This is a genomic window from Paraburkholderia sp. Cpub6 (genome assembly GCF_014201065.1).
Lineage (GTDB): Bacteria > Pseudomonadota > Gammaproteobacteria > Burkholderiales > Burkholderiaceae > Paraburkholderia > Paraburkholderia tuberum.
Genome location: NZ_JACHDM010000001.1, coordinates 711,098 through 732,511 on the forward strand (window position 1 = coordinate 711,098; position 21,414 = coordinate 732,511).

At 61.5% G+C, this 21,414-nt stretch carries 16 protein-coding genes and 2 pseudogenes; 10 read left to right on the forward strand and 8 right to left on the reverse strand.

All coding sequences use genetic code 11. The features are described 5' to 3' along the window. Positions 1 to 6: 6 nt before the first annotated feature. Together HDG33_RS03125 and HDG33_RS03130 are read right to left on the reverse strand one after the other, a co-directional pair. The gene (locus HDG33_RS03125; RefSeq protein WP_184022519.1) at positions 7 to 3,246 is read right to left on the reverse strand and encodes an efflux RND transporter permease subunit; all 3,240 of its coding nucleotides are present in this window, start codon (positions 3,244 to 3,246) and stop codon (positions 7 to 9) included. 217 nt (positions 3,247 to 3,463) lie between these two features. Beyond that, positions 3,464 to 3,919 (reverse strand): helix-turn-helix domain-containing protein, encoded by a 456-nt coding sequence (locus tag HDG33_RS03130; protein ID WP_184022521.1) that lies wholly within the window; start codon positions 3,917 to 3,919, stop codon positions 3,464 to 3,466. A gap of 145 nt (positions 3,920 to 4,064) precedes the next feature. Here HDG33_RS03130 and HDG33_RS03135 point away from each other — a divergent pair, with 145 nt between their 5' ends. The 4 genes from HDG33_RS03135 to HDG33_RS03150 all read left to right on the forward strand — a co-directional run bounded on the left by HDG33_RS03135 (position 4,065) and on the right by HDG33_RS03150 (position 8,179). Next, on the forward strand, positions 4,065 to 5,063 hold the full coding sequence (locus tag HDG33_RS03135) for an aldo/keto reductase (RefSeq protein ID WP_184022522.1): 999 nt from the start codon (positions 4,065 to 4,067) through the stop codon (positions 5,061 to 5,063). Between the two features lie 16 nt (positions 5,064 to 5,079). Further along, complete coding sequence (locus tag HDG33_RS03140) at positions 5,080 to 5,391, forward strand: high-potential iron-sulfur protein (protein ID WP_184022524.1); 312 nt, start codon at positions 5,080 to 5,082, stop codon at positions 5,389 to 5,391. A gap of 71 nt (positions 5,392 to 5,462) precedes the next feature. Continuing rightward, on the forward strand, positions 5,463 to 5,915 hold the full coding sequence (locus HDG33_RS03145) for a (2Fe-2S)-binding protein (protein WP_026226223.1): 453 nt from the start codon (positions 5,463 to 5,465) through the stop codon (positions 5,913 to 5,915). After that, positions 5,915 to 8,179, forward strand: coding sequence for a xanthine dehydrogenase family protein molybdopterin-binding subunit (locus HDG33_RS03150; protein WP_184022526.1), 2,265 nt, complete (start codon positions 5,915 to 5,917; stop codon positions 8,177 to 8,179). The genes HDG33_RS03145 and HDG33_RS03150 overlap by 1 nt, the downstream gene beginning before the upstream one ends. A 165-nt stretch (positions 8,180 to 8,344) precedes the next feature. Here HDG33_RS03150 and HDG33_RS03155 read toward each other — a convergent pair whose 3' ends face one another. Then, a complete protein-coding gene (locus HDG33_RS03155) occupies positions 8,345 to 9,511 on the reverse strand; it encodes an EAL domain-containing protein (protein WP_184022528.1) in 1,167 nt (388 codons plus the stop codon). Between the two features lie 228 nt (positions 9,512 to 9,739). Here HDG33_RS03155 and HDG33_RS03160 point away from each other — a divergent pair. Next, positions 9,740 to 10,897: pseudogene (locus tag HDG33_RS03160) on the forward strand (ISL3 family transposase); the annotation flags it as partial. A 39-nt stretch (positions 10,898 to 10,936) separates the two neighbouring features. Here the strand turns inward: HDG33_RS03160 and HDG33_RS03165 are convergent. Further along, a protein-coding gene (locus HDG33_RS03165; protein ID WP_184022532.1) for an IS3 family transposase occupies positions 10,937 to 12,513 on the reverse strand; the annotation gives its coding sequence in 2 pieces (ribosomal slippage) (positions 10,937 to 12,045 and positions 12,045 to 12,513; 1,578 coding nt in all). 408 nt (positions 12,514 to 12,921) lie between these two features. On the opposite strand from HDG33_RS03165, the gene HDG33_RS03170 reads away from it, so the two are divergent. Then, positions 12,922 to 13,101: a hypothetical protein gene (locus tag HDG33_RS03170; protein WP_027196133.1), complete on the forward strand. Its 180-nt coding sequence runs from the start codon at positions 12,922 to 12,924 to the stop codon at positions 13,099 to 13,101. A gap of 20 nt (positions 13,102 to 13,121) precedes the next feature. Here the strand turns inward: HDG33_RS03170 and HDG33_RS03175 are convergent, their stop codons facing one another. From HDG33_RS03175 to HDG33_RS03190, 4 genes are all read right to left on the reverse strand, one after another. After that, positions 13,122 to 13,736, reverse strand: coding sequence for an ankyrin repeat domain-containing protein (locus HDG33_RS03175; protein WP_221311256.1), 615 nt, complete (start codon positions 13,734 to 13,736; stop codon positions 13,122 to 13,124). Between the two features lie 76 nt (positions 13,737 to 13,812). Then, entirely contained in the window at positions 13,813 to 15,267 is a 1,455-nt protein-coding gene (locus HDG33_RS03180; protein ID WP_184022535.1) for a catalase, read from the reverse strand. A 751-nt stretch (positions 15,268 to 16,018) separates the two neighbouring features. After that, positions 16,019 to 17,551: an MFS transporter gene (locus tag HDG33_RS03185; protein WP_184022831.1), complete on the reverse strand. Its 1,533-nt coding sequence runs from the start codon at positions 17,549 to 17,551 to the stop codon at positions 16,019 to 16,021. A 166-nt stretch (positions 17,552 to 17,717) separates the two neighbouring features. Beyond that, positions 17,718 to 19,130 (reverse strand): DHA2 family efflux MFS transporter permease subunit, encoded by a 1,413-nt coding sequence (locus HDG33_RS03190; protein ID WP_184022537.1) that lies wholly within the window; start codon positions 19,128 to 19,130, stop codon positions 17,718 to 17,720. A gap of 652 nt (positions 19,131 to 19,782) precedes the next feature. Here HDG33_RS03190 and HDG33_RS03200 point away from each other — a divergent pair. From HDG33_RS03200 to HDG33_RS03215, 4 genes and pseudogenes are all read left to right on the forward strand, one after another. Then, positions 19,783 to 20,040 carry an SRPBCC domain-containing protein gene (locus tag HDG33_RS03200; protein ID WP_311548126.1) on the forward strand — a complete coding sequence of 86 codons (258 nt, stop codon included), beginning with the start codon at positions 19,783 to 19,785 and terminating at the stop codon, positions 20,038 to 20,040. Between the two features lie 44 nt (positions 20,041 to 20,084). Further along, the gene (locus HDG33_RS03205; RefSeq protein ID WP_184022539.1) at positions 20,085 to 20,396 is read left to right on the forward strand and encodes an NIPSNAP family protein; all 312 of its coding nucleotides are present in this window, start codon (positions 20,085 to 20,087) and stop codon (positions 20,394 to 20,396) included. Positions 20,397 to 20,450: 54 nt separating this feature from the next. Beyond that, a complete protein-coding gene (locus HDG33_RS03210) occupies positions 20,451 to 21,008 on the forward strand; it encodes an SDR family oxidoreductase (protein ID WP_260330295.1) in 558 nt (185 codons plus the stop codon). Positions 21,009 to 21,041: 33 nt separating this feature from the next. Then, positions 21,042 to 21,269 (forward strand): annotated as a pseudogene (locus tag HDG33_RS03215) (SMP-30/gluconolactonase/LRE family protein); the annotation flags it as partial. Between the last annotated feature and the right edge of the window lie 145 nt (positions 21,270 to 21,414).

Genomic DNA, 21,414 nt, shown 5'->3' on the forward strand with positions numbered 1-21,414 from the left:
GCGGAATCAATGAGTGCGGGCGGGAACGCCGGATTCGTGCGTGTCGATGCGTGCCGCGCGGCGTTTGTCGAGCCACGCATGCACCATCCCGTAGACGACGGGGACGAACAGTAGTGTCGACACCGTGCCGAGCGCGAGGCCGCCGATCACGGCGCGTCCGAGCGGCGCGTTCTGTTCGCCACCATCGCCGAGGCCGAGCGCCATCGGCAGCATCCCGATCAGCATGGCGAGCGCCGTCATCAGCACTGGACGGAAGCGGCTGAAGCCGGCTTCGAGCGCGGCCCGCAGCGGCGGCTTGCCGCCGTGGTGAAATTCGCGCGCGGTGTTGATCACGAGAATGCTGTTGGCGGTGGCGATGCCGATGCACAGAATCGTCCCGGTGAGTGCCGGCACGCTCAGGCGAGTGCCGGTGCTGAACAGCATCCATGCGATGCCCGCGAGCGAGCCCGGCAAGCCGCTGATGATGATGAACGGGTCGAGCCACGACTGGAAATTGACTACCATCAGCAGGTAGACCAAGGCGATCGCAAACACGAGGCCACTCGCAAGACCGCTGAACGAGTCGTGCATGGCCTGCACCTGGCCGCGCATGACGATCGACGCGCCAGGCGGCAATTGCGGTCGGATCTGATCGACGAGCCGGGTCACGTCTGCTGCCACGCCGCCGAGGTCGCGTCCTTGCGCCGACGCGAAAATGTCGAGCACCGGCTGCACGTTGTAGTGCGAGACGACGGCTTGCTGGGTGACGCGTGTCAGTGTGCTCAACGCGCCGAGCAGGTTTTGCGGCGCCGGACCGCCCGTGTTTGCGCCCGTGGTCATCACGCCGGACCCGGTGCCTCCGGTTTGCGCGACCGGAATGTTGGCGAGCGCCTGCAACGAGTTGATGTCGTACTGCGGCATCATCGCCATCAGCGGATAGCTCACGCCGTTGTGCGGATCGAGCCAGAAATTCGGCGTGGTCTGCGAACTCCCGGACAGCGCGATCAGCAGGTTTTGCGACACATCGCGTTGCAACAACCCGGCCTGAATCGCGCGGGTACGGTCGACGTTGACGTTGATTGCGGGGGCATCGCCGGGCTGTTGGATACGTGCATCGACGAGGCCGCGCACGCCGCGCAGTTGCGCGAGCAGGCGGTTCGCCACGACGCGGTTGGCGTCGAGCTTGTTGCCGACGATCTGGATATCGATCGGCGCGGGCAGCCCGAAATTGAGAATCTGGCTGATGATGTCGGCGGGCAGAAAGGCGAACGTGACGCCGGGGAAATCCCTGGCGAGCGCCGTGCGCAGTCTCGCCACGTATTGAGCGGTCGGTTTGTGCCTCGCCGCGAGGGTGATCATCACGTCGGCGTCTTCCGGGCCGATCGGGTCCGATGAGTCGTAGGTCAGATTGATCCCGCTCACCGGCACGCCGATATTGTCGAGCATCGCCGAGAGTTCCTGCTTCGGAATCATGCTGCGCACACGGGCTTCGACTTCGTCGGTGAGTCGCGCGGTGTCTTCGATCCGCGTGCCGGTCGGCGCACGCAGATGCAGGCGGATCTCGCCAGTATCGACGGCGGGGAAAAAGTCGCGGCCCGCAAACGGCACCAGCGCGAGCGAGCCGATGCATAACAGCAGGAAGATCGCGATGAACCGCCGCGGACTCGCTATCGCCGCGCCGAGCACGCCGCGATAGCGTTCGCGCAGCCGCTCGAAACGATGCTCGAAGGCGGCCTGAAAGCGGATCAGGCGCGCAATCGGCCCATTGCCCGCCACTGGCGCGTTGCTGCGTGCGCGCATGAGGTACATCGCGAGCGTCGGCACCAGGGTGCGCGAGAAAAAGTACGACGCGATCATGGCGAACACCACTGCTTCGGCGAGCGGCACGAACAGATAGCGCGCCACCCCTGAGAGCAGAAACATCGGCACGAACACGATGCAGATCGACAGCGTCGATACGAACGTCGGCACGGCGATTTCGCCGGAACCGATCAGGATCGCGTCGTGCAGCGGCTCGCCGTTCTCCAGATGATGGGTGATGTTTTCGATGGCGACCGTGGCGTCGTCGACGAGAATCCCTACGGCGAGCGCGAGGCCGCCAAGCGTCATGATGTTGATGGTCTGGCCAAGCGCGGACAGCGCGATCAGCGAGGTCAGCACCGCGAGCGGAATCGACACCGCGATGATCAGCGTGGCGCGCCAACTGCCGAGAAAGAGCAGGATCATCAAAGCGGTGAGGGCGGCGGCGATGAGCGCTTCGCGCGCCACGCCCACGATGGCCGACTTCACGAACACCGATTGATCCGACAGTGCGGTGACGTGCAGCGCGCTCGGCAAGCCGGCCACGATATGCGGCAGCATCGCCTTGACCTGCTGGATGATGGTGAGCGTCGACGCGCTGCCGGACTTTTCGATGGTAAGAAGCGCGGCGCGTTTGCCGTCGCTGCGCACGATGTTGGTTTGCGGCGCGTAGCCATCGCGCACATGGGCGACGTCGCGCACATATACCACGCCGCCGGCCACCGTCTTGATGGGCAGATCGTTGAGCGCGGCTACGGTGTCCGTGCTGCCGTTCATCTGCACGTTGTATTCCTTCGTGCCGATCTTTGCGGTGCCGCCAGGCAGGATCAGGTTTTGCGCGTTGACGGCGTTGACCACGTCGAGCGGCGCGAGGCCTTTGGCCTGCAATGCGCGCGGGTCGATATCGACCATGATCTGCCGGACCTTGCCGCCGAACGGCAGCGGCACCGACGCGCCTTGTACCGTCGCCAGCTGCGTGCGGATCGCGCTGTTGCCGAGGTCGTAGAGCTGCTGTTCGGAGAGCGTGTCGCTGGAGAGGCCGAGTTGCAGGATCGGCACCGTCGACGCGTTATAGGTAATGATGTTGGGCGGCAGCGTGCCGGGCGGCAGCACGCGCAGGATCGATGCGGAGTTCGACGCTGCCTCGGCGATCGCGCGATTGATATCCGCGCCCGGATGAAAAAAGATCTTCACCACCGAGACGCCGTTCAGCGATTGCGACTCGATATGCTCGATGTCGTCGACGTCCGAACTCAGCGCGCGCTCATAATTCGACGTGATGCGACTGGCCATGTCCTGGGCGGAAAAGCCGTTGTACGTCCAGACGATGCTTACCACCGGGATATCGATGTTCGGGAAGATATCGGTCGGCGTGCGCAGTATCGCAAGCGGGCCGACGATAAGGATCAGCACCGCAAGGACCACGAAGGTATAAGGGCGGCGCAGCGCGAGCCGGACAATCCACATGACGGGTTCCTGAAATGAGGCCATGAAGGCACGGCGTTCCCGCGCTGTCAGAGCGCGTGACGCGGGCTTCTCGACTCAGGAGTGTGATGGTGGAGCCCTTACGGGGCGCGGTCGGCTGGATTACCGTTCCGTTATCTGGGCGTTTGCCGCGTTCCGGGCGTCCCTGATGTCGCAACGTCTTACCAAACTCGCGGCCAACCTGGCAGTGCGCGTTCGGCTATTCCAGGCGGGTTTCCGAGCCGGACTCCGCGTCCCGGTTCGAAGGCGCGCGATCGGTACGCTTTTCGCCGAGATCGAACTGCCGGCGCGCCGATTCCATTTCCGTCATATGCGCTTCCACCCAGTCCCAGATCCCGCAGATCTTGTCGAGCAGACTGCGTCCTAGCGGCGTTAACTGATAGTCGACACGAGGCGGTATCACGGGATGCACATAGCGCGTGACGAGACCGTCGCGCTCGAGTTGCCGCAAGGTCTTCGTGAGCATCTTCTGACTGACGCCCCCCACCTCGTCGCGTAGCCGCGAGAAACGCATCTCGCCATGGGTGCCCAGCGCGTCGATCACGAGGATCGTCCACTTGTCGGCGATTTGCTCGATGACGTTGCGCGCGAGGTCATCGGTTTTCTTCTGTGGGTTCTCGGCGGCGTGAGGGCCGTCGTAGCAATTTGTTTCCATGGGGAAAGTATGGAACCTTCAGGTGCCTTCTTGTGATCGCCGGATGCGGCTGAAATAATCGACTCGCCTGCCCGTCCTTTGGGCACGTCGCATTTTCTCGGACCGCATTCGACATGGATGCGGCGCTTTAACCAGAGAGCATCGCATGACTATTGAAACAATTGAAGTTGAGGGTTTATCGACGCCTGTATCGCGTATCGGCCTGGGCACGTGGGCGATCGGCGGATGGATGTGGGGCGGCACTGATGAGAAGGACTCGATTGCGGTGATCCGCCGGGCGCTCGACAGCGGCGTGAACCTTATCGACACGGCGCCGGCGTACGGCTTCGGCGCGTCGGAGGAAATCGTCGGCAAAGCGCTGGCCGATGGATATCGCCATAAGGCAGTCATCGCGACTAAAGTCGCTCTCGAATGGCAGGACGGCAAGGTATTTCGCAATGCTTCGCCGGAGCGTATTCGTCATGAAGTAGAGGATACACTTCGGCGCTTGCGGACAGATTACATCGATCTGTACCAGGTTCACTGGCCCGATCCGCTCGTGCCAATCGAAGAGACGGCCGCGGTGCTGGACGACCTGCGCAAGGAAGGCAAGGTTCGCGCGCTCGGCGTCAGCAATTTCTCTGCGGCGCAAATGGACGCGTTCCGCCGCGTGGCGCCGCTGTCCACCACCCAGCCGCCTTATAACCTGTTTGAACGCGACATCGACCGCGACGTGCTGCCTTATGTGAAACAGCATGGGCTGGTTGCACTCGCCTATGGCGCACTGTGCCGCGGATTGCTGGCAGGGCGCATCGGCGCCGACACGCGTTTCGAGGGCGACGATCTGCGTCAACATGACCCGAAGTTCCGTGCGCCGCGTCGTCAGCAGTACGTCGACGCTGTGAAAGCACTGAACGTCTTCGCGCGCGATAACTTCGACAAGTCGGTGCTTGCGCTTGCCGTGCGCTGGGTGCTGGACCGCGGCCCGACGATCGCGCTGTGGGGTGCGCGCCGCCCGTCGCAACTGGACGGACTCGAAGCCGCGTTCGGCTGGCGACTCGACGACAAGGCCTTCGCGCAAATCGACGCGATCGTCTCGCAATTCGTAAAGGATCCGGTAGGTCCGGAGTTTATGGCACCGCCGCAACGTGTTCTGGTGTCGTGAAAGGAGTGTATTGAACATGCGAACCAATCGACGAAATTTCATTGTGCATACCGTTGGCGCCGCGGCGCTGGCAATGACCGGCGGCACGGCGTGGGCCGCGCCCACGCAGCTTCAGGAAAGCGATCCGGCCGCGCAGGCGCTTGGCTACCGGAGCGACGCATCGCGTGTCGATCACGCGAAATATCCGCGCTTCAGCGCCACCCAGCGCTGCTCGAATTGCCAGTTCTATCAGGGCAAGCCAGCCGACACGAGCGCGCTTTGCGCGCTGTTCGGTGCGAAGCAGGTGAGCGGCGCGGGATGGTGCAACGCCTATCAGGCGAGAGCCTGATAGGCTTGTGCAGGTAAAGCGATACGGCGCATGACGACTTCGTGCCGTTCGCGTCGACTACGAGGAATCAGATGATGGAACTCATTGTGAACGGCGTGCATCACAACGTCGATGCGGATGCGAATATGCCGCTGCTGTGGGCAGTCCGTGATCTGCTCGGGCTGCACGGGACCAAGTTCGGTTGCGGGGTCGGTGCGTGCGGCGCATGCACGGTCCATCTGGACGGTGTCGCTGTGCGTTCGTGTGTGACTGCACTGGCGGATGTTCAGGGCAAGCCCGTAACGACCATCGAGGGACTCGGCAAAGGCGGCGATCATCCCGTGCAGCGCGCGTGGAAAGCCGCCAATGTGCCGCAGTGCGGTTACTGCCAGCCTGGACAGATCATGCAGGCCGCGTCGTTGCTCAAGCAGACGCCGAAGCCGAGTGACGAGCAGATCGTCGAAGCGATGTCCGGCAATGTTTGCCGCTGTGGCACCTATCAACGCATCAAGGCCGCCATCAAGGCGGCAGCGTCGGAGGCGTGATGGGCGAAATCGTCAATCTGAGCCGGCGCGGGGTGTTGAAAGGGACCTTGGCGGGTGGGGTTGTGCTGGGCTTGCAGATCGGCGGCGCGGGCACCGCGCTCGCGGCGAGCGTGCTGTCATCCGCGAATGGCGCTAAAGCGGCTTTCGCACCGAACGTGTACGTCTCGGTCGCGCCGTCCGGCGAGATCATTCTGGTCGCGCATCGTTCGGAGATGGGGACCGGTATCCGCACCAGTCTCGCGATGATTCTTGCCGACGAGCTCGATGCCGACTGGAACGCCGTCAAGGTCGTGCAGGCGCAAGGCGATGCGAAGTATGGCGACCAGAATACCGATGGCTCGCGCAGCATCCGCCAGTTCTTCCAGCCATTGCGCGAAGCAGGTGGCACGGCCCGGCAGATGCTCGTGGCGGCGGCCGCCGTGCAATGGCGCGTGGCGCCGGCGACCTGCCACACCGAGCCGGGTCATGTCGTGCATGCGGCGAGCGGGCGGCGCGTGGCCTACGGCGCGCTCGCAACGGCGGCGGCGCGTCAGCCGGTGCCGGGCCGTGACACGCTGCATCTGAAAGACGAGGGTACCTGGCGCTATATCGGCAAGTCGCTGCCGATCGTCGATCTCGACGACATCGTCCACGGCCGGGCGACGTACGGTATCGATGTCGTATTGCCCCGAATGACGTACGCGTCGATCGAACGTTCGGCGGTCTATGGCGCGACGCTCAAGAGCGTCGATTCGACGGAAACGATGAAAGTGCCCGGCGTGCTGCATGTGGTGCGCATTCCCGCTGCGCCGTTGCCCGCCGGTTTCCAGCCGCTGGGCGGCATCGCGGTGGTGGCAACCAGCACTTGGGCCGCGATGCAAGGGCGGCGGAAATTGAGGCTCGACTGGGACCTTGGGCCGAATGCATCGTATGACAGTCAGGCTTATCGCAAGGCGCTCGAGGACACCGCGCGGCAGCCGGGCAAAATCGTTCGCAACAACGGCGACACTGCGGCTGCGCTAAAGAGCGCCGCCCACCATGTCTCGGCGGACTACTACGTGCCGCACCTGGCGCATGCGGCGATGGAGCCGCTCGCCGCGACCGCGTCCTATGCGAACGGTGCGGTTGAAGTCTGGACCGCGACGCAGAATCCGCAGCAGGCTCGCACGACCGTGGCACAGGTGCTCGGCGTGCAGGAGCCGGCCGTGACGATCAATGTCACGTTATTGGGCGGCGGCTTTGGCCGCAAGTCCAAGCCTGACTACGTGGCCGAGGCGGCGTTCCTGTCACGCGAGGTCGGCGCGCCCGTGAAGCTCACGTGGACTCGCGAAGACGATGTGCACAACGACTATTTCCATGCGGTGTGCGCCCAGCACATGGAAGGCGGGCTCGATGCGCAAGGCAAGACGGTCGCGTGGTTGCACCGCACGGTGTTTCCGTCCATCAGTTCGACGTTCAAGGCCGATGTCCGCTATGGGGCGGCGGGGGAATTGGGGCAGGGCGTGACCGATATGGCCTACGACATCGCCAACGTGCGGTGTGAGAACGGCGCCGCCTTCGCACACACGCGCATCGGCTGGTATCGATCGGTGTACAACATTCCCCACGGCTTCGCGTTAGGGTCGTTCGTCGATGAGCTTGCCGCGGCCGCGCGGCAGGATCCGGTGCAGCACCTGCTCACGCTGCTCGGCACGCCGCGGCATGTCGATCTGCATGCACTAGGGGTCGATTACCCGAACTACGGCGCGTCGATCGACAAGTATCCGATCGACACCGCCCGCTATGCGGCCGTGGTTCGCGCAGCCGCCGTGCGCTCCGGATGGTCGACCGCATTGCCGGCGCGGCATGGACGCGGGATTGCGGTACATCGCAGCTTCCTGAGCTATGTGGCCGCGGTCGCGCATCTGCAGGTAGCCGACGACGGTTCGGTGCGTGTGACACGCGTCGATCTGGCCGTCGACTGCGGGCGCATCGTCAATCCCGATCGGGTTGTTGCGCAGTTCGAGGGCGCGGTGGTGATGGCGCTCGGCAACACGTTATACAGTGAACTCACTTTCCGGAACGGTGCGTCGGAGCAATCGAACTTCACGGACTACCAGGTCGCCCGTATCGATTCCGTTCCCGAGACACACGTGTATATCGTGCCGAGCGATGCGCCGCCTGGCGGCGTTGGCGAGCCGGGCGTGCCGCCGACTTCAGCGGCCATCTGCAACGCGATCTTCAACGCGACCGGCCAGCGGATTCGTGCGTTACCGGTGGATACGTCGCTGTTGAAACGGACGTAGCGGCAAAATGCAACGGAGTTCGAGCGGCTGCCTACCGTGAGAATGAAATCAGCGTTAAACGATAGAGCTGTCGCGTCAACGGAACGCTGTGCGCGGGCGGCGGTGTTCAGTGCGCTTCGGTGCGCGCCAGTTCTTTCGAAATCGTTTTGCGAACCCGCCGTTGGGTCATCTGCCGCCTGGCAATGACGCAACGGCCGCCGGCTTGCCGTAAAGCCACCCTTGCGCAAGTTCGATGCCGCAGTTCTGCAATGCGTCGTGCTGGGCTGCCGTTTCGACACCTTCAGCAAGCACCTTGCAGCCGAGCTTACAGAACTGTTCAGCCGACGCGCGAATAGCGGCTGCGAAGGGCGCACCCTTATCGGCATTGCGGATCACTGTAATGCACAGTTTGACGATTTCTGGCTTCAACAGGCGGACGGTATCGAGGTCTGCGAACCCGCAGCCCGTGTCGTCCAGGGCCAAGCCAATGCCGATGGTACGCAGGCGTTCGACCGCGTCTCGCAAACCCTCGGCTTCGTTGAGCGGCAAGTGCTCGGTGAGTTCGAACATGACTTCCTGCCGGTCTGCCAACGGCAGTTTTTCCGCAGCAAGGGCCAAGGCATCCGGGCCCAGATTGATGGTCAAAAACTTGCCGGGCGGCAGCTTCCCTTTGGTGCGATCGAGAGCCAATTCGGCACACAATAATTCCATCTCCACGGCACAGCCGGCCGCATGGGCCGCGTCGAACAGCACGTCCGGGCGTTCAAATGGCGTCCGTTGCGGACCTCTGGAAAGGGCTTCAAAACCGGTCACTGCACCGTCTTTAATGCGCACTATCGGCTGCAACACGGTCTGTACGGATCGTTCGCGCAGAATTGCTCTCACTCTGGTCGATGAGTTGTCCCGGTCTTTATGTTGATGCTTCGGTTGGGACCTGGATCGATCTTCCGTCCATTGAAACCAACCTGTTTTGGCATCTCCTGAGACTGCTTCGGAGGGCAAAACGAACACCGACAGATCGCAGTTGATCCGGGCGCCTGTCCCGCCGCCAAAAATAGCGAGTAGCCGCTCGCGAATCAGATGACGCCCTGCCTTTTCTATGGCCTGCGCCGCTTCGCTGGCATCACGCGGCAAGCCTCCCGACAGCACACGGAAACATGCAGAGCAATGTCCGTCGACATCAGAACGATATCGGTCAATTACCTGATGCTGAGCCAGCAACCGCTTTAGCAAAGCCGTTGCTTCCTCGCCGAACTGAGTGAGAGCCTGTTGAGTCGATCCCTCGCCGAATATGTGGGTCAGACGCGTGATATCTGCAATCCGGATGCTGACTACGGCAGTGATTTCCGTCATTGAAGACAACCTCGTTGTATTCCTTCTTGCTTACGCTCTTCGAAAAATGGTTCTGCCAAACTCGCTCTTGACCTTTTGGCCTCTTTTGAATTTCGAGTGGGCGGTTTGGCGGGTCAAGGGCGGGCGTGAGCCCGGCGCAGCGAACCCTTGAGGCGCCCTGAACCGGCAAGCTGGTGCATGGCTGGTTGCGGCAGAATGCGGCAACCAGCCATGCGAGACGAAGCGAACATGACGAATCAACTCTTTGAAGCCGCCTTGGGAATCAAGGCCCCGTGGTACGTGCAAGGCGTCGACTTCGACACGGCCAAACGGCAGCTCACGATTGCCGTGGACTTTGTCGCTGGCAGCCGCTTCGCCTACCCCGGGGTCGCCGGTGAGCACCCAGTGCATGACACGCAAATCAAGCGACTGCGCCACCTGAATTTCTTCCAGCACGAGTGCTATCTGGAGGTCCGGGTACCGCGAGTGCGCTTGCCGGATGGCGCGGTACGGCTGGTCGAGCCGGATTGGGTCGGCCAACTTGACGGCTTCACGTTGCTGTTCGAAGCGCTGGTGCTGATGCTGGCGCAGCAGATGCCGTTTGCCGCTGTGGCGCGCATCGTCAATCTGTCGTGGCACCGGGTGCACGCCATCTGTTCGCGCTATGTGGAACTCGCGCTCGCGTCTGCGAACCTCTCGGACGTGAGCACGGTCGCCATTGACGAGACCTCGTACCGGCGCGGCCACGAGTATCTGACACTGGTCGCCGATATGCGGGCGCGGCGCGTCGTGTTCGTCACGCCCGGCCGGGACGCGAAGACGATTGAGGGCTTTGCGGCGTGCCTTAGCCAGCACTACGGCACGCCCGAGCAAGTCACCTCGGTGAGCATCGACATGTCGCCCGCGTTTATCAAGGGCGTGGGCGAACATCTGCCCAACGCGCGAGTGACGTTCGACAAGTTTCACGTCGTCGCCCACGCGTCCAAGGCGCTTGATACGGTGCGCCGCCAACAACAGAAAGCCGACCCGGAACTCAAAGGGATGCGCTGGACGCTGCTCAAGGACGCCAACAAACTGAATCTATCGCAATTGACCGACCTCGAGGCGCTGGTCAGGCAGTACGCCACCAAGCGCACCGCCCGCGCATGGCTGTATCGCGAGCAACTGCGCGAGATTCTCGAGCGCAAGCAAATCCATGTCGTCTCCGAGATGTTGCGGCAGTGGTGCACCAATGTCATGCGCTCGAAAGTCGAGCCGATGAAGGACGTCGCGCGTCTGATTCGCCGGCACTTCGACGGCATCGTCGCCTGGACTCAGACCCGCCAGACCAACGGCTTCATCGAGGCCATCAACGGCTTGTTTCAAGCTGCCAAACGCAAGGCTCGCGGCTACACGCGCTTCACTACCGGAAATTTTCAAGGTAGTTGTCGCCTCAACGTTTAGATTTCAGGCGGCCTTTCGCTCCTGGTTATCGCGCTGCGGAATGCCTGCCAGGTTGTCGGTTCGATCCGGGTTCAGATGCACAGCACTTACGCGCTGCCAGTTGCGCGTTTGGCCCTTCCATCGGAGCGGATTGCGTTGCCGGGCAGTGTCGTAGAGCGCCGCGCGTCGATCCAGAATGTCCTGATCAAGGTTGGCATGACGCTGCGCCGGCGTCACGAACCGGATGGCGCTGTGACGATGTTCATGGTTGTACCAGCGCACCAGTGCGCCCACCCAGGTGCGCGCGGCCAACAGGGTATCGAACGCCTTGAGCGGGTAAGCAGGCCGGTACTTCAGGGTCTTGAACAGCGACTCGGAGTAAGGGTTGTCGTTGCTCACACCCGGGCGACTCAACGACGGCATGACACCCAGCGCCTGAAGGGTGGCGAGCATCGTCGCACCTTTCATCGGGCCGCCGTTATCGGAATGCAGAATCACCTGGCCGGGCTGTATCGCTGCGCGCGCGCAGAGGTCCCTGAGGACTTCGCTGGCCAGCACGCTGCTTTCCTCGGCATAAACCTGCCAGCCGACAATCTTCCGGCTGAACACATCCAGAAACAGATACAGATAAAAATACTGTCCACGGATCGTCGTCGGCAGGTACGTGATGTCCCAGCTATACAACTGGTTCGGCGCGTCGGCGCAAACCGAACGGGGTTTGCTGCGTGTGTGCGACGGCCGTTCGCTGCGCCGGTGGGCGAGTTGCTTCTCGGCCTTCAGTACCCGGTAGAACGTCGATTCGGAGGCGATATAGCGTTGCTGGTCTGCCAGTCGTGGCACGATCTGGCTTGGCGGCAGATGACCGAATTCGGGCGAGTTCGCGACCGCCAGCAGCTCGGCGCGTTCGTCGGCAGAAAGCTTGTGGCGCGGCTCATGATGCCGTAACGTGCGCCCGTCCACCACGTCAGGTTCGCCGCATTGCCAGCGCTGAACTGTCCGGGCACTGAGCCCCAGAATGTTGCACGCGTGTGCCTGGCGAGCCCCGGCCAGGGTCGCCTCGCTGATCAGGCCGATCAATGCCTTGCGCTCTTCAGGGGCCGTCATTCGGCCTCGCCCTCGAACAGCGCGCGGTACTTTTTTTGCAGCACCAGTAGCGCCGCAGCTTCAGCCAGCGCCTTCTCCTTGCGGTTCAACTCGCGCTGCAACTGGACATTGGCCTGCTTCAGATCCCGCACTTCCTGGGCGTTCTCGCGCCGGCTACCGGTTACACCGACGGTGCAGAAATCCGCTCGCCACTGCGCGAGATGGTGCGCAAAAAGGCCGCGCTCACGACACCAGCCGTTCAACGCTTCGTCGACCAATCCGTGGCTCTCCTGCAAGGCCATCAGCCGTTCTTCCAGCGACCAGTCTTCCGGACGCTTTGCATGTCCGGAGCTCGAGCTCCGGTTCGCGGCGGCTGCACCTCTCATCCATTTCCTCAATGTCAAAACGTTCACGTTCAATTCGTCGGCTACGGCTCCAACCGTTCGGTTGCCCCGCTGCAGGACCTTCGAGAGCGCCTGCTCCTTGAACTCGACAGAATAAGTTTGTTTTGCCTTCAACTTGCACCTCTGACTCTTCTTAATAAAGAAATTCAGAGGCGACAACTACTATGACGCCGGGGGCTACCATGCGCACCGTGCTCTTTCTCATCGCTGGCAAACTCGATTTCTCCAGCTTCAACCCACATGCCTCGTGAGCCGCATTACCCACACAATTTTCAAAAGAGCCACCTTTTGAGATTTGGGTCGCAAGCGCAAACGAAACAACAGAGCTGCACATAGGCCTCTGAGCGACGTATCAACATACCGGCTCCTGCATGTCGCAAATCAGTCGGCAACATGACATTCGTGTCATCCAGACCCGCAGCGCGATTTTTCGCGCTTACCAGCGGCAGCGAATTCAATTGGTGAGATCTGCGCAAAATCGGAAGACATGCTAACGTCTGCGTCTTCAATAAAGGAAAGATCATGAACGTTACGCAAACCGCCGCAAGCGTGGCTATGCAAGTGATGCAGCAGTCCTCGCAGGGCGTTGCCGCGCATACGCCGCAAAGCGGCGCCCTGGCTCTCGTCGAAGCGGAAGCTGCGAGCGCGCCGCCTGTCAGTGCAAACGGCATGGTTGGAAGCATCATCAATACTTTCGCGTGAACGCAGAGCTGCGTAGCGCCTTACTGCGTAGCGCCGACCTGGCGCAGCGCATCGGCTGCGGCGGTATTGTGTTGCGAGATGGCCATTTGCAGCGCGGTGCCGCCGCGTGCGTCGACATGATTGACGTTCGCTCCGTGCGCCACCAGCACCGAGAGCATATCGAGCCGGCCGAACAGCGCAGCAAACGATAGCGCCGTTTCCCCTGCGTTGTTGGTTTGATCGATAGGGCAGCGCGTCCCGAGCAATATTTGCGCAATGTTCGTTTCGCCCTTGAACAGTGCACCCATCAACGCGGTATTGCCGTGCTTGTCGGCGGCGCATGCGTTGGCGTGTGCGTCAAGAAGCGCCCTTAGCGTGTCCGGGTGGTTGTCATAGGCGCTAAGAATGAGCGCCGTATATCCCTGAGACGTTGCGGTTTCGATTGGATAGTGCACGTCGATCAGCAATTGAACGATATCGGTTCGCCCTTCGCGCGCCGCCGCGAACCAGTCATCGGTGTATGCTCGCGTGTCAACCGTGCCGGAATACATTGCTGGTCGATAAACGTGCTCCGCACAACTCGCGCTCAGAAGTGCGGCTATCGCTGCCACGGCTGCGTTTCGAACCACTCGCCGTGCAGTAGAGAAACCTCGCATGACGTTCTCCGTCGGAAATCGTATTCAGGCAGACGGGGCCTGCTTGCGCAGGCTCCGTCTGCGTTGCCTACTGGCTTCAGTTATCGCCGAGGTGCGACGCCATATCCTGCACACGTGAGAGATCCGCGTGCGTGGCGCGTGCGAGGCGAGTACCGTAATCGGAATCAGCCTTGTAAAAGTACGACAGCATCGTGTACTTATTCGTGTCGTTTGTTACACGGCCCAGATCGCCCGACAATGCCGTGACCAGATCCGCCTTGTTGGCTTCAGACAGCGTCCGGTAGAACTCGCCAGCCTGACGGAAGTCGAGCGTCTTGTGGATCGCCATTTGCTGCGTCGTTCCGCTGAGCGACGTCTGCACGGACTTGTACCTGGCCTGCTGCGAGATCTCCGCGATGCTGGATGGCTCGTAGTTCACCTCAGCCTTGCGATCGCCGGAATTCATCGAGCCATCCTGATTATTGTTGTACACAGGCACAACAGGACGGTTGATCGGCAAATCGTTGTAGTTCGGTCCCAGGCGATACATCTGCGTGTCGGCGTACGCGAACAGACGACCCTGCAGCATCCGGTCCTCGGAGGGCTCGATGCCCGGCACGAGGCGGGACGGCGCGAATGCCGATTCTTCAGTCGACTGGAAGTAGTTATCCGGAACCCGGTTGAGCGTCATCGTCCCGACCTTCTGCTCAGGGATCGACGACGGCCACACCTTCGTGTCGTCAAGCGGATCGAAGTCGAACTTGTTCAGATCCTTCGGCGACAGGATCTGGATGTACAGATCCCATTGCGGATATGAATGGGCCTTGACCGAGTTGTACAGGTCGTCGGTCATCAGATTCCAGTCGGCGCCGATCGAATGAGGAATATCCTGCGGGCGGATGCCCTCGATGCCCTGACGGCTCTTCCAGTGAAACTTCACGTAGTGAACTTCGCCTTTGGCATTGACGAACTTGAACGCATGCACGCCGAAGCCATCCATGTGACGGTATGAGTCAGGCATTCCCTCGTCGGTGTAAAGGTGCGTCAGCATGCTGGTCGCTTCCGGCGTATGAGCGAAGAAGTCGAAGGCCAGATTCGGATCCTGCACGCCCGTCACGGCGGACGGCTTGTTTGCGTGCACGAAGTCCGGGAACTTGATGGCGTCCCGGATGAAGAAGATCGGCCAGTTGATGCCGACGACGTCCCAGTTGCCTTGCTGCGTATAGAACTTCACGGCAAAGCCTCGCGGGTCGCGCGCCTGCTCAGGCGATCCGCGATAGCCCATCACGGTCGAGAAGCGCACGAAGACCGGGGTCTTCGTGCCAGGCGTGAACACTTTGGCGGTGGTCAATGCGCTGATATCGGCGGTCGGCGCGAACTCGCCAAAAATACCCGTGCCGCGCGCATGAACGACGCGCTCCGGGATGCGCTCCCGGTCGAAGCGCTGCAACTTCTCGATCAGATGCGAGTCCTGCAGCAGTACCGGACCGTCAGGACCGGCGGTTTGGGAGTTCTGGTTGTCGCCGACCGGCGAGCCACTATCCCGCGTCATATCTTCAGCGTACACGGGTTGCGCAGTGACGATTGCGGAGGCGATGGAAAGAATGCTTGCTGCGATTTGTGTCGTGCGTAATTTCACGTTGTGATCCCAGTTCAGGACAGGAGGAAACCAGGCACATCCTATGATTGGGCTTTTCATAGCGCCAATCTATTTTCTCTATTTCTGCAATAGGAGGCCAGTTTCTTTCAAGGCTAAAAAGAGGATGATAAAAATGAAAGCATCGGTGATTAAGTTATGTGGTATGGCTGAATTGGCTTAACCTAGGAGTACTGCAAAAAAGGCATGACAAAGATCGGGTTGCAGGATCTCCAGGAAGGGAGCCTGAGCAAGTTCTCGACACTGCTCTTCTTCGAAAACAGTCCGTAAATAGCGGGGCTAGAGTTCGGCGATAGATCGCGTAAGGCGGGACCGGATCGTCGCGTTCGCCCGCAAAAATACGTCGTGAACGTCAAAAAATTGGAAAACTGTCTTGCTGAAATTGACAGTAGAGTCCAGTATTCTAATTGGTAATCTAATGCGCTAGATTGGTAGAAATTCGTTTTTCATTTTTTCAATTTTTATTGCTGTGGAAGAATCCATTGACTGAATTGACATGAATAAAGATTCAATGTCAAAGAGCCGGATCGGTAATGCGTCGCTCAGTATTCAGTCATCAGTCGTGGTTGAATCCTTACCTGTGGCTTCCTCCGTGGAAGCCTTCGCTGCGGAAACCCGCGTCTTCTCCAATGCAGCCGCGCGCGTCTCACCGGTCGGCGATCCCTTCGCCTCCGGAAAGCGCCGGGCTGGCATCGTCTGGGCTCGCCGCGGATGGTGTGCGGCCAAGGAACCCAAGCACCATGATCGCGGAGGCGAGCGTGATTGCCACCAGCATATGGAGCAGTACCCGGAACGCGCCGTCGTACGCATGCACGAGTACAGGCGGCCCGAGTGTGGGCAGAAGCACCGTGGCATGTGCCAGATCGCCGGTGGCCACGCGCTGGGCGGCTTCTGTGACGGCATGAGCCGACGCGCCGGGAGATCCCGCGAGTGCGTCGGCTAGTCGCAAGCGGGTGAGCACCGCCAATATCGCGCTAGCCACCGCGAGGGTCATGCCTTCGCCCGCCACGCGCGTCGTGCTGAAGATACCCGTCGCCATGCCGGCGCGTTCCTTTGGAACAACGCTGACTGACAAGCCGTCCATCAGTCCCCACGGCAGCCCCGCACCGACACCGATCACGACCAGCGGAATTGCAAGGACAGTAGCTGACGCATCAAGTGCGATACCACTGAACCAGAGCATGCCGATGGCCGCAATGACGAGCCCGATCGCTGAGATGACGCCGGCCGACATCCAGCGCGTGAGATGCGCAGCGGTGAGCGGCACGATCAGCATCGGCGCCGAAAGCGAAACCATCATCAAGCCCGCGCCGATCGCGGTATGTCCTTCGATGCCGATGAATCGCGTCGGCAAGACAAGCAGCAACGTGACGTAGCAGAATGCGGTCGCAAGCGGGAGTACCTGCACACCGACGAAGCGCGAATAGCGAAACAACGACAGATCGAGCATGGGCCGGGTAACACGACCTTCGATCCAGACGAAGGCGATCGCCATGACCGCGGCACCCACGAACAGTGAAACGATGAGGGGACTGCTCCAGCCGCTCTCCGGCCCTTGCAGCAGGCCGAAGGTGAACAGGGTCAGTGCCGCGGTAAAGCTGATGGCGCCAGGCCAATCGAGACCATTGGCGTGCGGATCATAGGATTCTCTCAGTTTTGGAACGCCGAGCGCAAAGCCCGTCAAGCCGATTGCCGCATCCGCCAGGAAGAACGAGCGCCAGCCGAATGTTTGCGTAAGAAACCCGGCGAGAAGCGGACCCAGCGCCAGGCCCACGCCGAAAGTCGTGCCGAGCATGCTGAACGCGCGAGCGCGGCCATGCCCGTCGAACTCCTGGGCAAGCGCTGCCGATGATCCAGCCAGCACCAACGCGGCCGCAATGCCCTGCAGCGCGCGCAGAAAGTCGACCCACACGAGGCTCGGCGCGGCCGAGATCCCGAGTGATGTCGCTGCAAAGAGCGCTACCCCGACGGCGAATACACGTTTTCGTCCGAGCAGATCCGCGAGCGCTCCGGCGACCATCAGACTGCTGCCGAAGCTCAGCATGAACGCGTTCAGGATCCAGTTGATTGCCACTGGACTGCCTCCCAACGCGGCGCCGATAGTCGGCGCCGACACCGCCGCACCGCCGAAATTCAGCGGCAGCACTAGTACCGCGATACAAACGCCCGCAAGGATCAGCGCCTGTTGCGAGGCGCTGCGAGCGACTGAGCTGTCCGCTACTGGCGCCGCGTGGGGCGAGGCGGCTTGTGAACTCGTAATTGGCGTACCCGGGTTATTCTGCACGGACTCTCTCTCTGTTTAATTTGGGCCAGTCGCCATTCACGCGCTCGATACAATTTCCGCACTACCGCGATGCGGCTCCCGTATGGCCGCTAACCTCGCAGCCGGCGTCCGGTTCGAGGCCGATAAAGTACAGCACGGAGATCAGTACCAGCACCGCGACAAGCAGAAACGCGACCCGGAAATCAGCAAGCGACAACTGCGCGTGGCCGCCATGTATCAGGACTGCAGCATGCAGCGCGATCGCACCGAATGCGATGCCGAGGCCGATGGTCATCTGCTGGACCATGCTGAAAAACGTGCTCGCCGAACTCATCCGCGCCGGCGGCACGTCCGCGAATGCGAGCGTGTTGATGCTGGTGAACTGCATCGATCGACATAGGCCGCCGACCAGCAGCACTAGCATGATCAGCGCGCGCGGCGTGTCCGGCGAGAGCAGGGCGCACAGCGCGATGGTGGCGGCAGTGAGCAGGCCATTGACGATCATTACCTTGCGAAAACCAAAGCGCTTGAGGATGGGCGTGGTGACGGTCTTCATGGCCAGATTGCCGGCCGCGTAAGCGAGCACGAGCAAGCCGGCGGCGAACGCGTTGAGCCCGAAACCGAGCTGGAACAACAGCGGCAACAGGAAGGGCGAAACGCTGACCGAGACCACATACAACGAACCGCCATCGAGGGTCGCGCGAAAGGTCGGGATTCGCCACGGCGCAAGATCGATCAGCGGATGTTCGGCACGCCGGAAATGCCGTACCGCGAAGGCTGCGGCGAGCACGCCACCGGTCAGCGCCGCGGCCGCGATGTGCCAGTCGCCATGCAGTTGCCCGACGAGTTCCATGCCGTACATGAGGCAGGTTAGCGCGACTCCGCTAAGCACGAATCCGGGCACATCGAACGGACGGCGGCTGGATTCGCGGTGGTTCGGAATGAACGTGGCGGTTAGCGCCAGGCCCAGCAGGCCGATCGGTACGTTCAGCAGAAAGATCCAGCGCCAGCTGAAATAGGTGGAGATAAAGCCGCCCAACGCTGGACCCAACACCGGTGCGGCCAACCCGGGCCAGGTAATGTAGGCGATCGAGCGCATCAGGTGACGCCTGTCCGTGCTGCGCAGCACTGCGAGCCGGCCTACCGGCACCATCATTGCGCCGCCGAGTCCCTGCAGGATCCGCGCGACCGTGAATTCGACGAGACCGTTGCTGAGCCCGCAAAGTATCGACGCGCCGGTGAACACGACGATGGCGCTACCGAACACGGAGCGTTGCCCAAAGCGATCCGCCACCCAGCCGCTGATGGGGATGAAAACCGCGAGCGCGAGCAGATAGGCGGTCATGCCGATGCTCAGCCTCACGGGCGTGACGCCGAACGTGGCGGCCATGTGGGGCAGCGCTGTCGCAATCACCGTGGCGTCCAGGTTCTCCATGAAATAGGCACTGGCGACGATCAACGCGATGATGACCGATTGACGGCTTGACAAAGACATGAGCGGAGAACCGAAACGGGTTGAGTGAAAGACCCGCAAACGCCCTGGCGCGGGGAGTGCCAATGCCTGCAGTCATAGATGAGGCGCTCGCTTCGCGATGGCACTGAGATAGTGCACGGGCTAAAACCGGGAGCATGGCGACACCGGTTCATGCCGGCGGACGATGTACTCTATCAAATCATAAGTCGTCACGCGAAGACATATTTGAAAAAACCGCAAAACATCATAGTGGCACCGTCATACACGGACTGCCTGCGCATTAGACTGACCATGATCCTCTCAATGGGACATTTAGTCGTCAATTGACGATCTAATTTATCGGCGATATCCTCGTTGCCAATGCGATGGCTGAAGCGGTAGCTATCCCACGGGGTGAACAGCGCCGCGCACGCGGCTGGAGCGACTCATGAGCAGCGTCAAGCGAATCGGGAATGGCCGACGTCGATTGCCTCGGTTACCGGCGGGCGGGGGCTGTCGCGGGTTGCCGGTCTTCGCCCGGAATCGCAGCCTGAGGGCGCAGGCGCAACGCGTATGAAGCCCACCGCGTTTTCGTATCACCGGCCGCACACACTCGACGACGCGCTGTCGCTTCTTGCTCTTCACGGTTTTGACGCCAAGCTGATCGCCGGAGGACAAAGCCTCGCGCCGATGATTGTCGGATCTCGATCCGCCCAGGGCCTATACGATTGCCGGTATGGGCAGTGCGGGTGCGCTGGGCTTTGCCAAAGTCACGGCGCGCCTGCAACTTGAAGCGCAAGGCAATACGACCGTGCTGGCGTACGACGCTGACGTCGAAATTGGCGGGAAGCTGATGAGCGTGGGCTCGCGCCTGATCCAGTCCGCCGCGAGCAAGAATCTCGACGAGTTCTTCAGCGCGCTGAAGGCGCATGTCGAAAGCCACGCGGTCTGACGGCGGTGTGCTGTGAAAGAGTACCGATCGAAACAGAGGGAATCATGCTGGTAGAAATGCGTACCTATCAGATTACGGCGGGAAAGACAGGCGAGTTCCTGGACATCTACGAGCGCGAAGGGCTCGGCATCATCGGTCAGTACGCCCGGCTCAAGGGTTGCTGGACGAAGGACTCAGGCACGTTGAACTCGATCGTGTTTTGCTGGGGCTACGAGGACTACGCGCATCGGGCAGCGCAGCGCGCGAAACTCGCAGCCGATCCACGCTGGCAAGCTTTCACGCCGCGCATCCTGCCGTATCTCGTCCATCAGGAATCGGTGTTTCTGTCGCCAGTGCCGTTTTGCCCAATGGACTGAGAGATCCGCCTCGAAGCAGCCGTTCGGGATCGCTTCGGCGGCACGGATATCCTCATGAACAATGCGGGGATTCAACCAGGTAGCGTCATGTTCGGGGCGGCGGCTAACTGGGAGCGGGTGCTCGACGTCAATCTATGGGGTGTCATTTGTGGCACTCAGACCTTCGTGCCCGCGATGATCGCGCGCGGACGCCCGGGCCTCGTCATTAATACCGGTTCGAAGCAGGGCATCACGACGCCGCCCGGCGACCCGGCTTATAACATCTCCAAGGCCGGCCTGAAGGCGTTTACCGAAGCACTGCAGCACGAGTTGCGCAATACGCCGGGCTGCCGGATCAGCGCGCATTTGCTGATCCCAGGCTTTGTGTTCACGGAGCTTGCCGCTCGAGGTCGTACCGAGAAACCGGCCGCTGCCTGGACGCCCGAGCAGACTGTCGATTTCATGCTTGAGCGACTGGATGCGGGCGATACATTCTGTGCCCCGACAACGATGTGCCTCGCTCCCTCGACGAGCGACGCATCCTTTGGGCTGCGGGAGACATTGTGGAGAATCGCCCGGCGCTGTCGCGCTGGCATCCGGACTACGCGCAGGCGTTCGCAGCGTATGTCCTGAAGAACGACTGACGGCCGCCCCGGCGAAGCAGAGTTCGTCGCTGGCGACATCGCCAATCCGAACGGCCTTTGTTTCTCGCCGGATGAAAGCCGCCTCTACATGGTCGAGTCCGAATCCGCGCCAACACGCATCCGGGTGGACGACGTCGAGGATGGCCGGCGCCTCGTCAACGGCCGCATCTTTGTCGACCGCGGCGAGCACGGCGCGCCGGGTGGCTTGCGCTGCGACACCGACGGCAACCTGTGGGCCGTCACGACATGAAGCAGTGTCGAGACCGCCAGCTTCAGCATGGCGATCACCCTCGGTGCGCATCGGCGACGAATGGCGTCCACTTGCGATGCCCGTCAACACCTCGTCAATGAAGAATCTGTTCGATCTGCCGCCCTCCCGGTTGCGCCCTGTGCAG

Bases quoted from the DNA above. Each gene is read 5' to 3' on its own strand.
- HDG33_RS03125 (WP_184022519.1), bottom strand. From the start codon at position 3,246: ATGTGGATTGTCCGGCTCGCGCTGCGCCGCCCTTATACCTTCGTGGTC.
- HDG33_RS03205 (WP_184022539.1), top strand. From the start codon at position 20,085: ATGCTGGTAGAAATGCGTACCTATCAGATTACGGCGGGAAAGACAGGC.
- HDG33_RS03155 (WP_184022528.1), bottom strand. From the start codon at position 9,511: ATGACGGAAATCACTGCCGTAGTCAGCATCCGGATTGCAGATATCACG.
- HDG33_RS03175 (WP_221311256.1), bottom strand. From the start codon at position 13,736: ATGCGAGGTTTCTCTACTGCACGGCGAGTGGTTCGAAACGCAGCCGTG.
- HDG33_RS03140 (WP_184022524.1), top strand. From the start codon at position 5,080: ATGCGAACCAATCGACGAAATTTCATTGTGCATACCGTTGGCGCCGCG.
- HDG33_RS03170 (WP_027196133.1), top strand. From the start codon at position 12,922: ATGAACGTTACGCAAACCGCCGCAAGCGTGGCTATGCAAGTGATGCAG.
- HDG33_RS03180 (WP_184022535.1), bottom strand. From the start codon at position 15,267: ATGACGCGGGATAGTGGCTCGCCGGTCGGCGACAACCAGAACTCCCAA.
- HDG33_RS03190 (WP_184022537.1), bottom strand. From the start codon at position 19,130: ATGTCTTTGTCAAGCCGTCAATCGGTCATCATCGCGTTGATCGTCGCC.
- HDG33_RS03145 (WP_026226223.1), top strand. From the start codon at position 5,463: ATGATGGAACTCATTGTGAACGGCGTGCATCACAACGTCGATGCGGAT.
- HDG33_RS03135 (WP_184022522.1), top strand. From the start codon at position 4,065: ATGACTATTGAAACAATTGAAGTTGAGGGTTTATCGACGCCTGTATCG.
- HDG33_RS03130 (WP_184022521.1), bottom strand. From the start codon at position 3,919: ATGGAAACAAATTGCTACGACGGCCCTCACGCCGCCGAGAACCCACAG.
- HDG33_RS03210 (WP_260330295.1), top strand. From the start codon at position 20,451: ATGAACAATGCGGGGATTCAACCAGGTAGCGTCATGTTCGGGGCGGCG.
- HDG33_RS03150 (WP_184022526.1), top strand. From the start codon at position 5,915: ATGGGCGAAATCGTCAATCTGAGCCGGCGCGGGGTGTTGAAAGGGACC.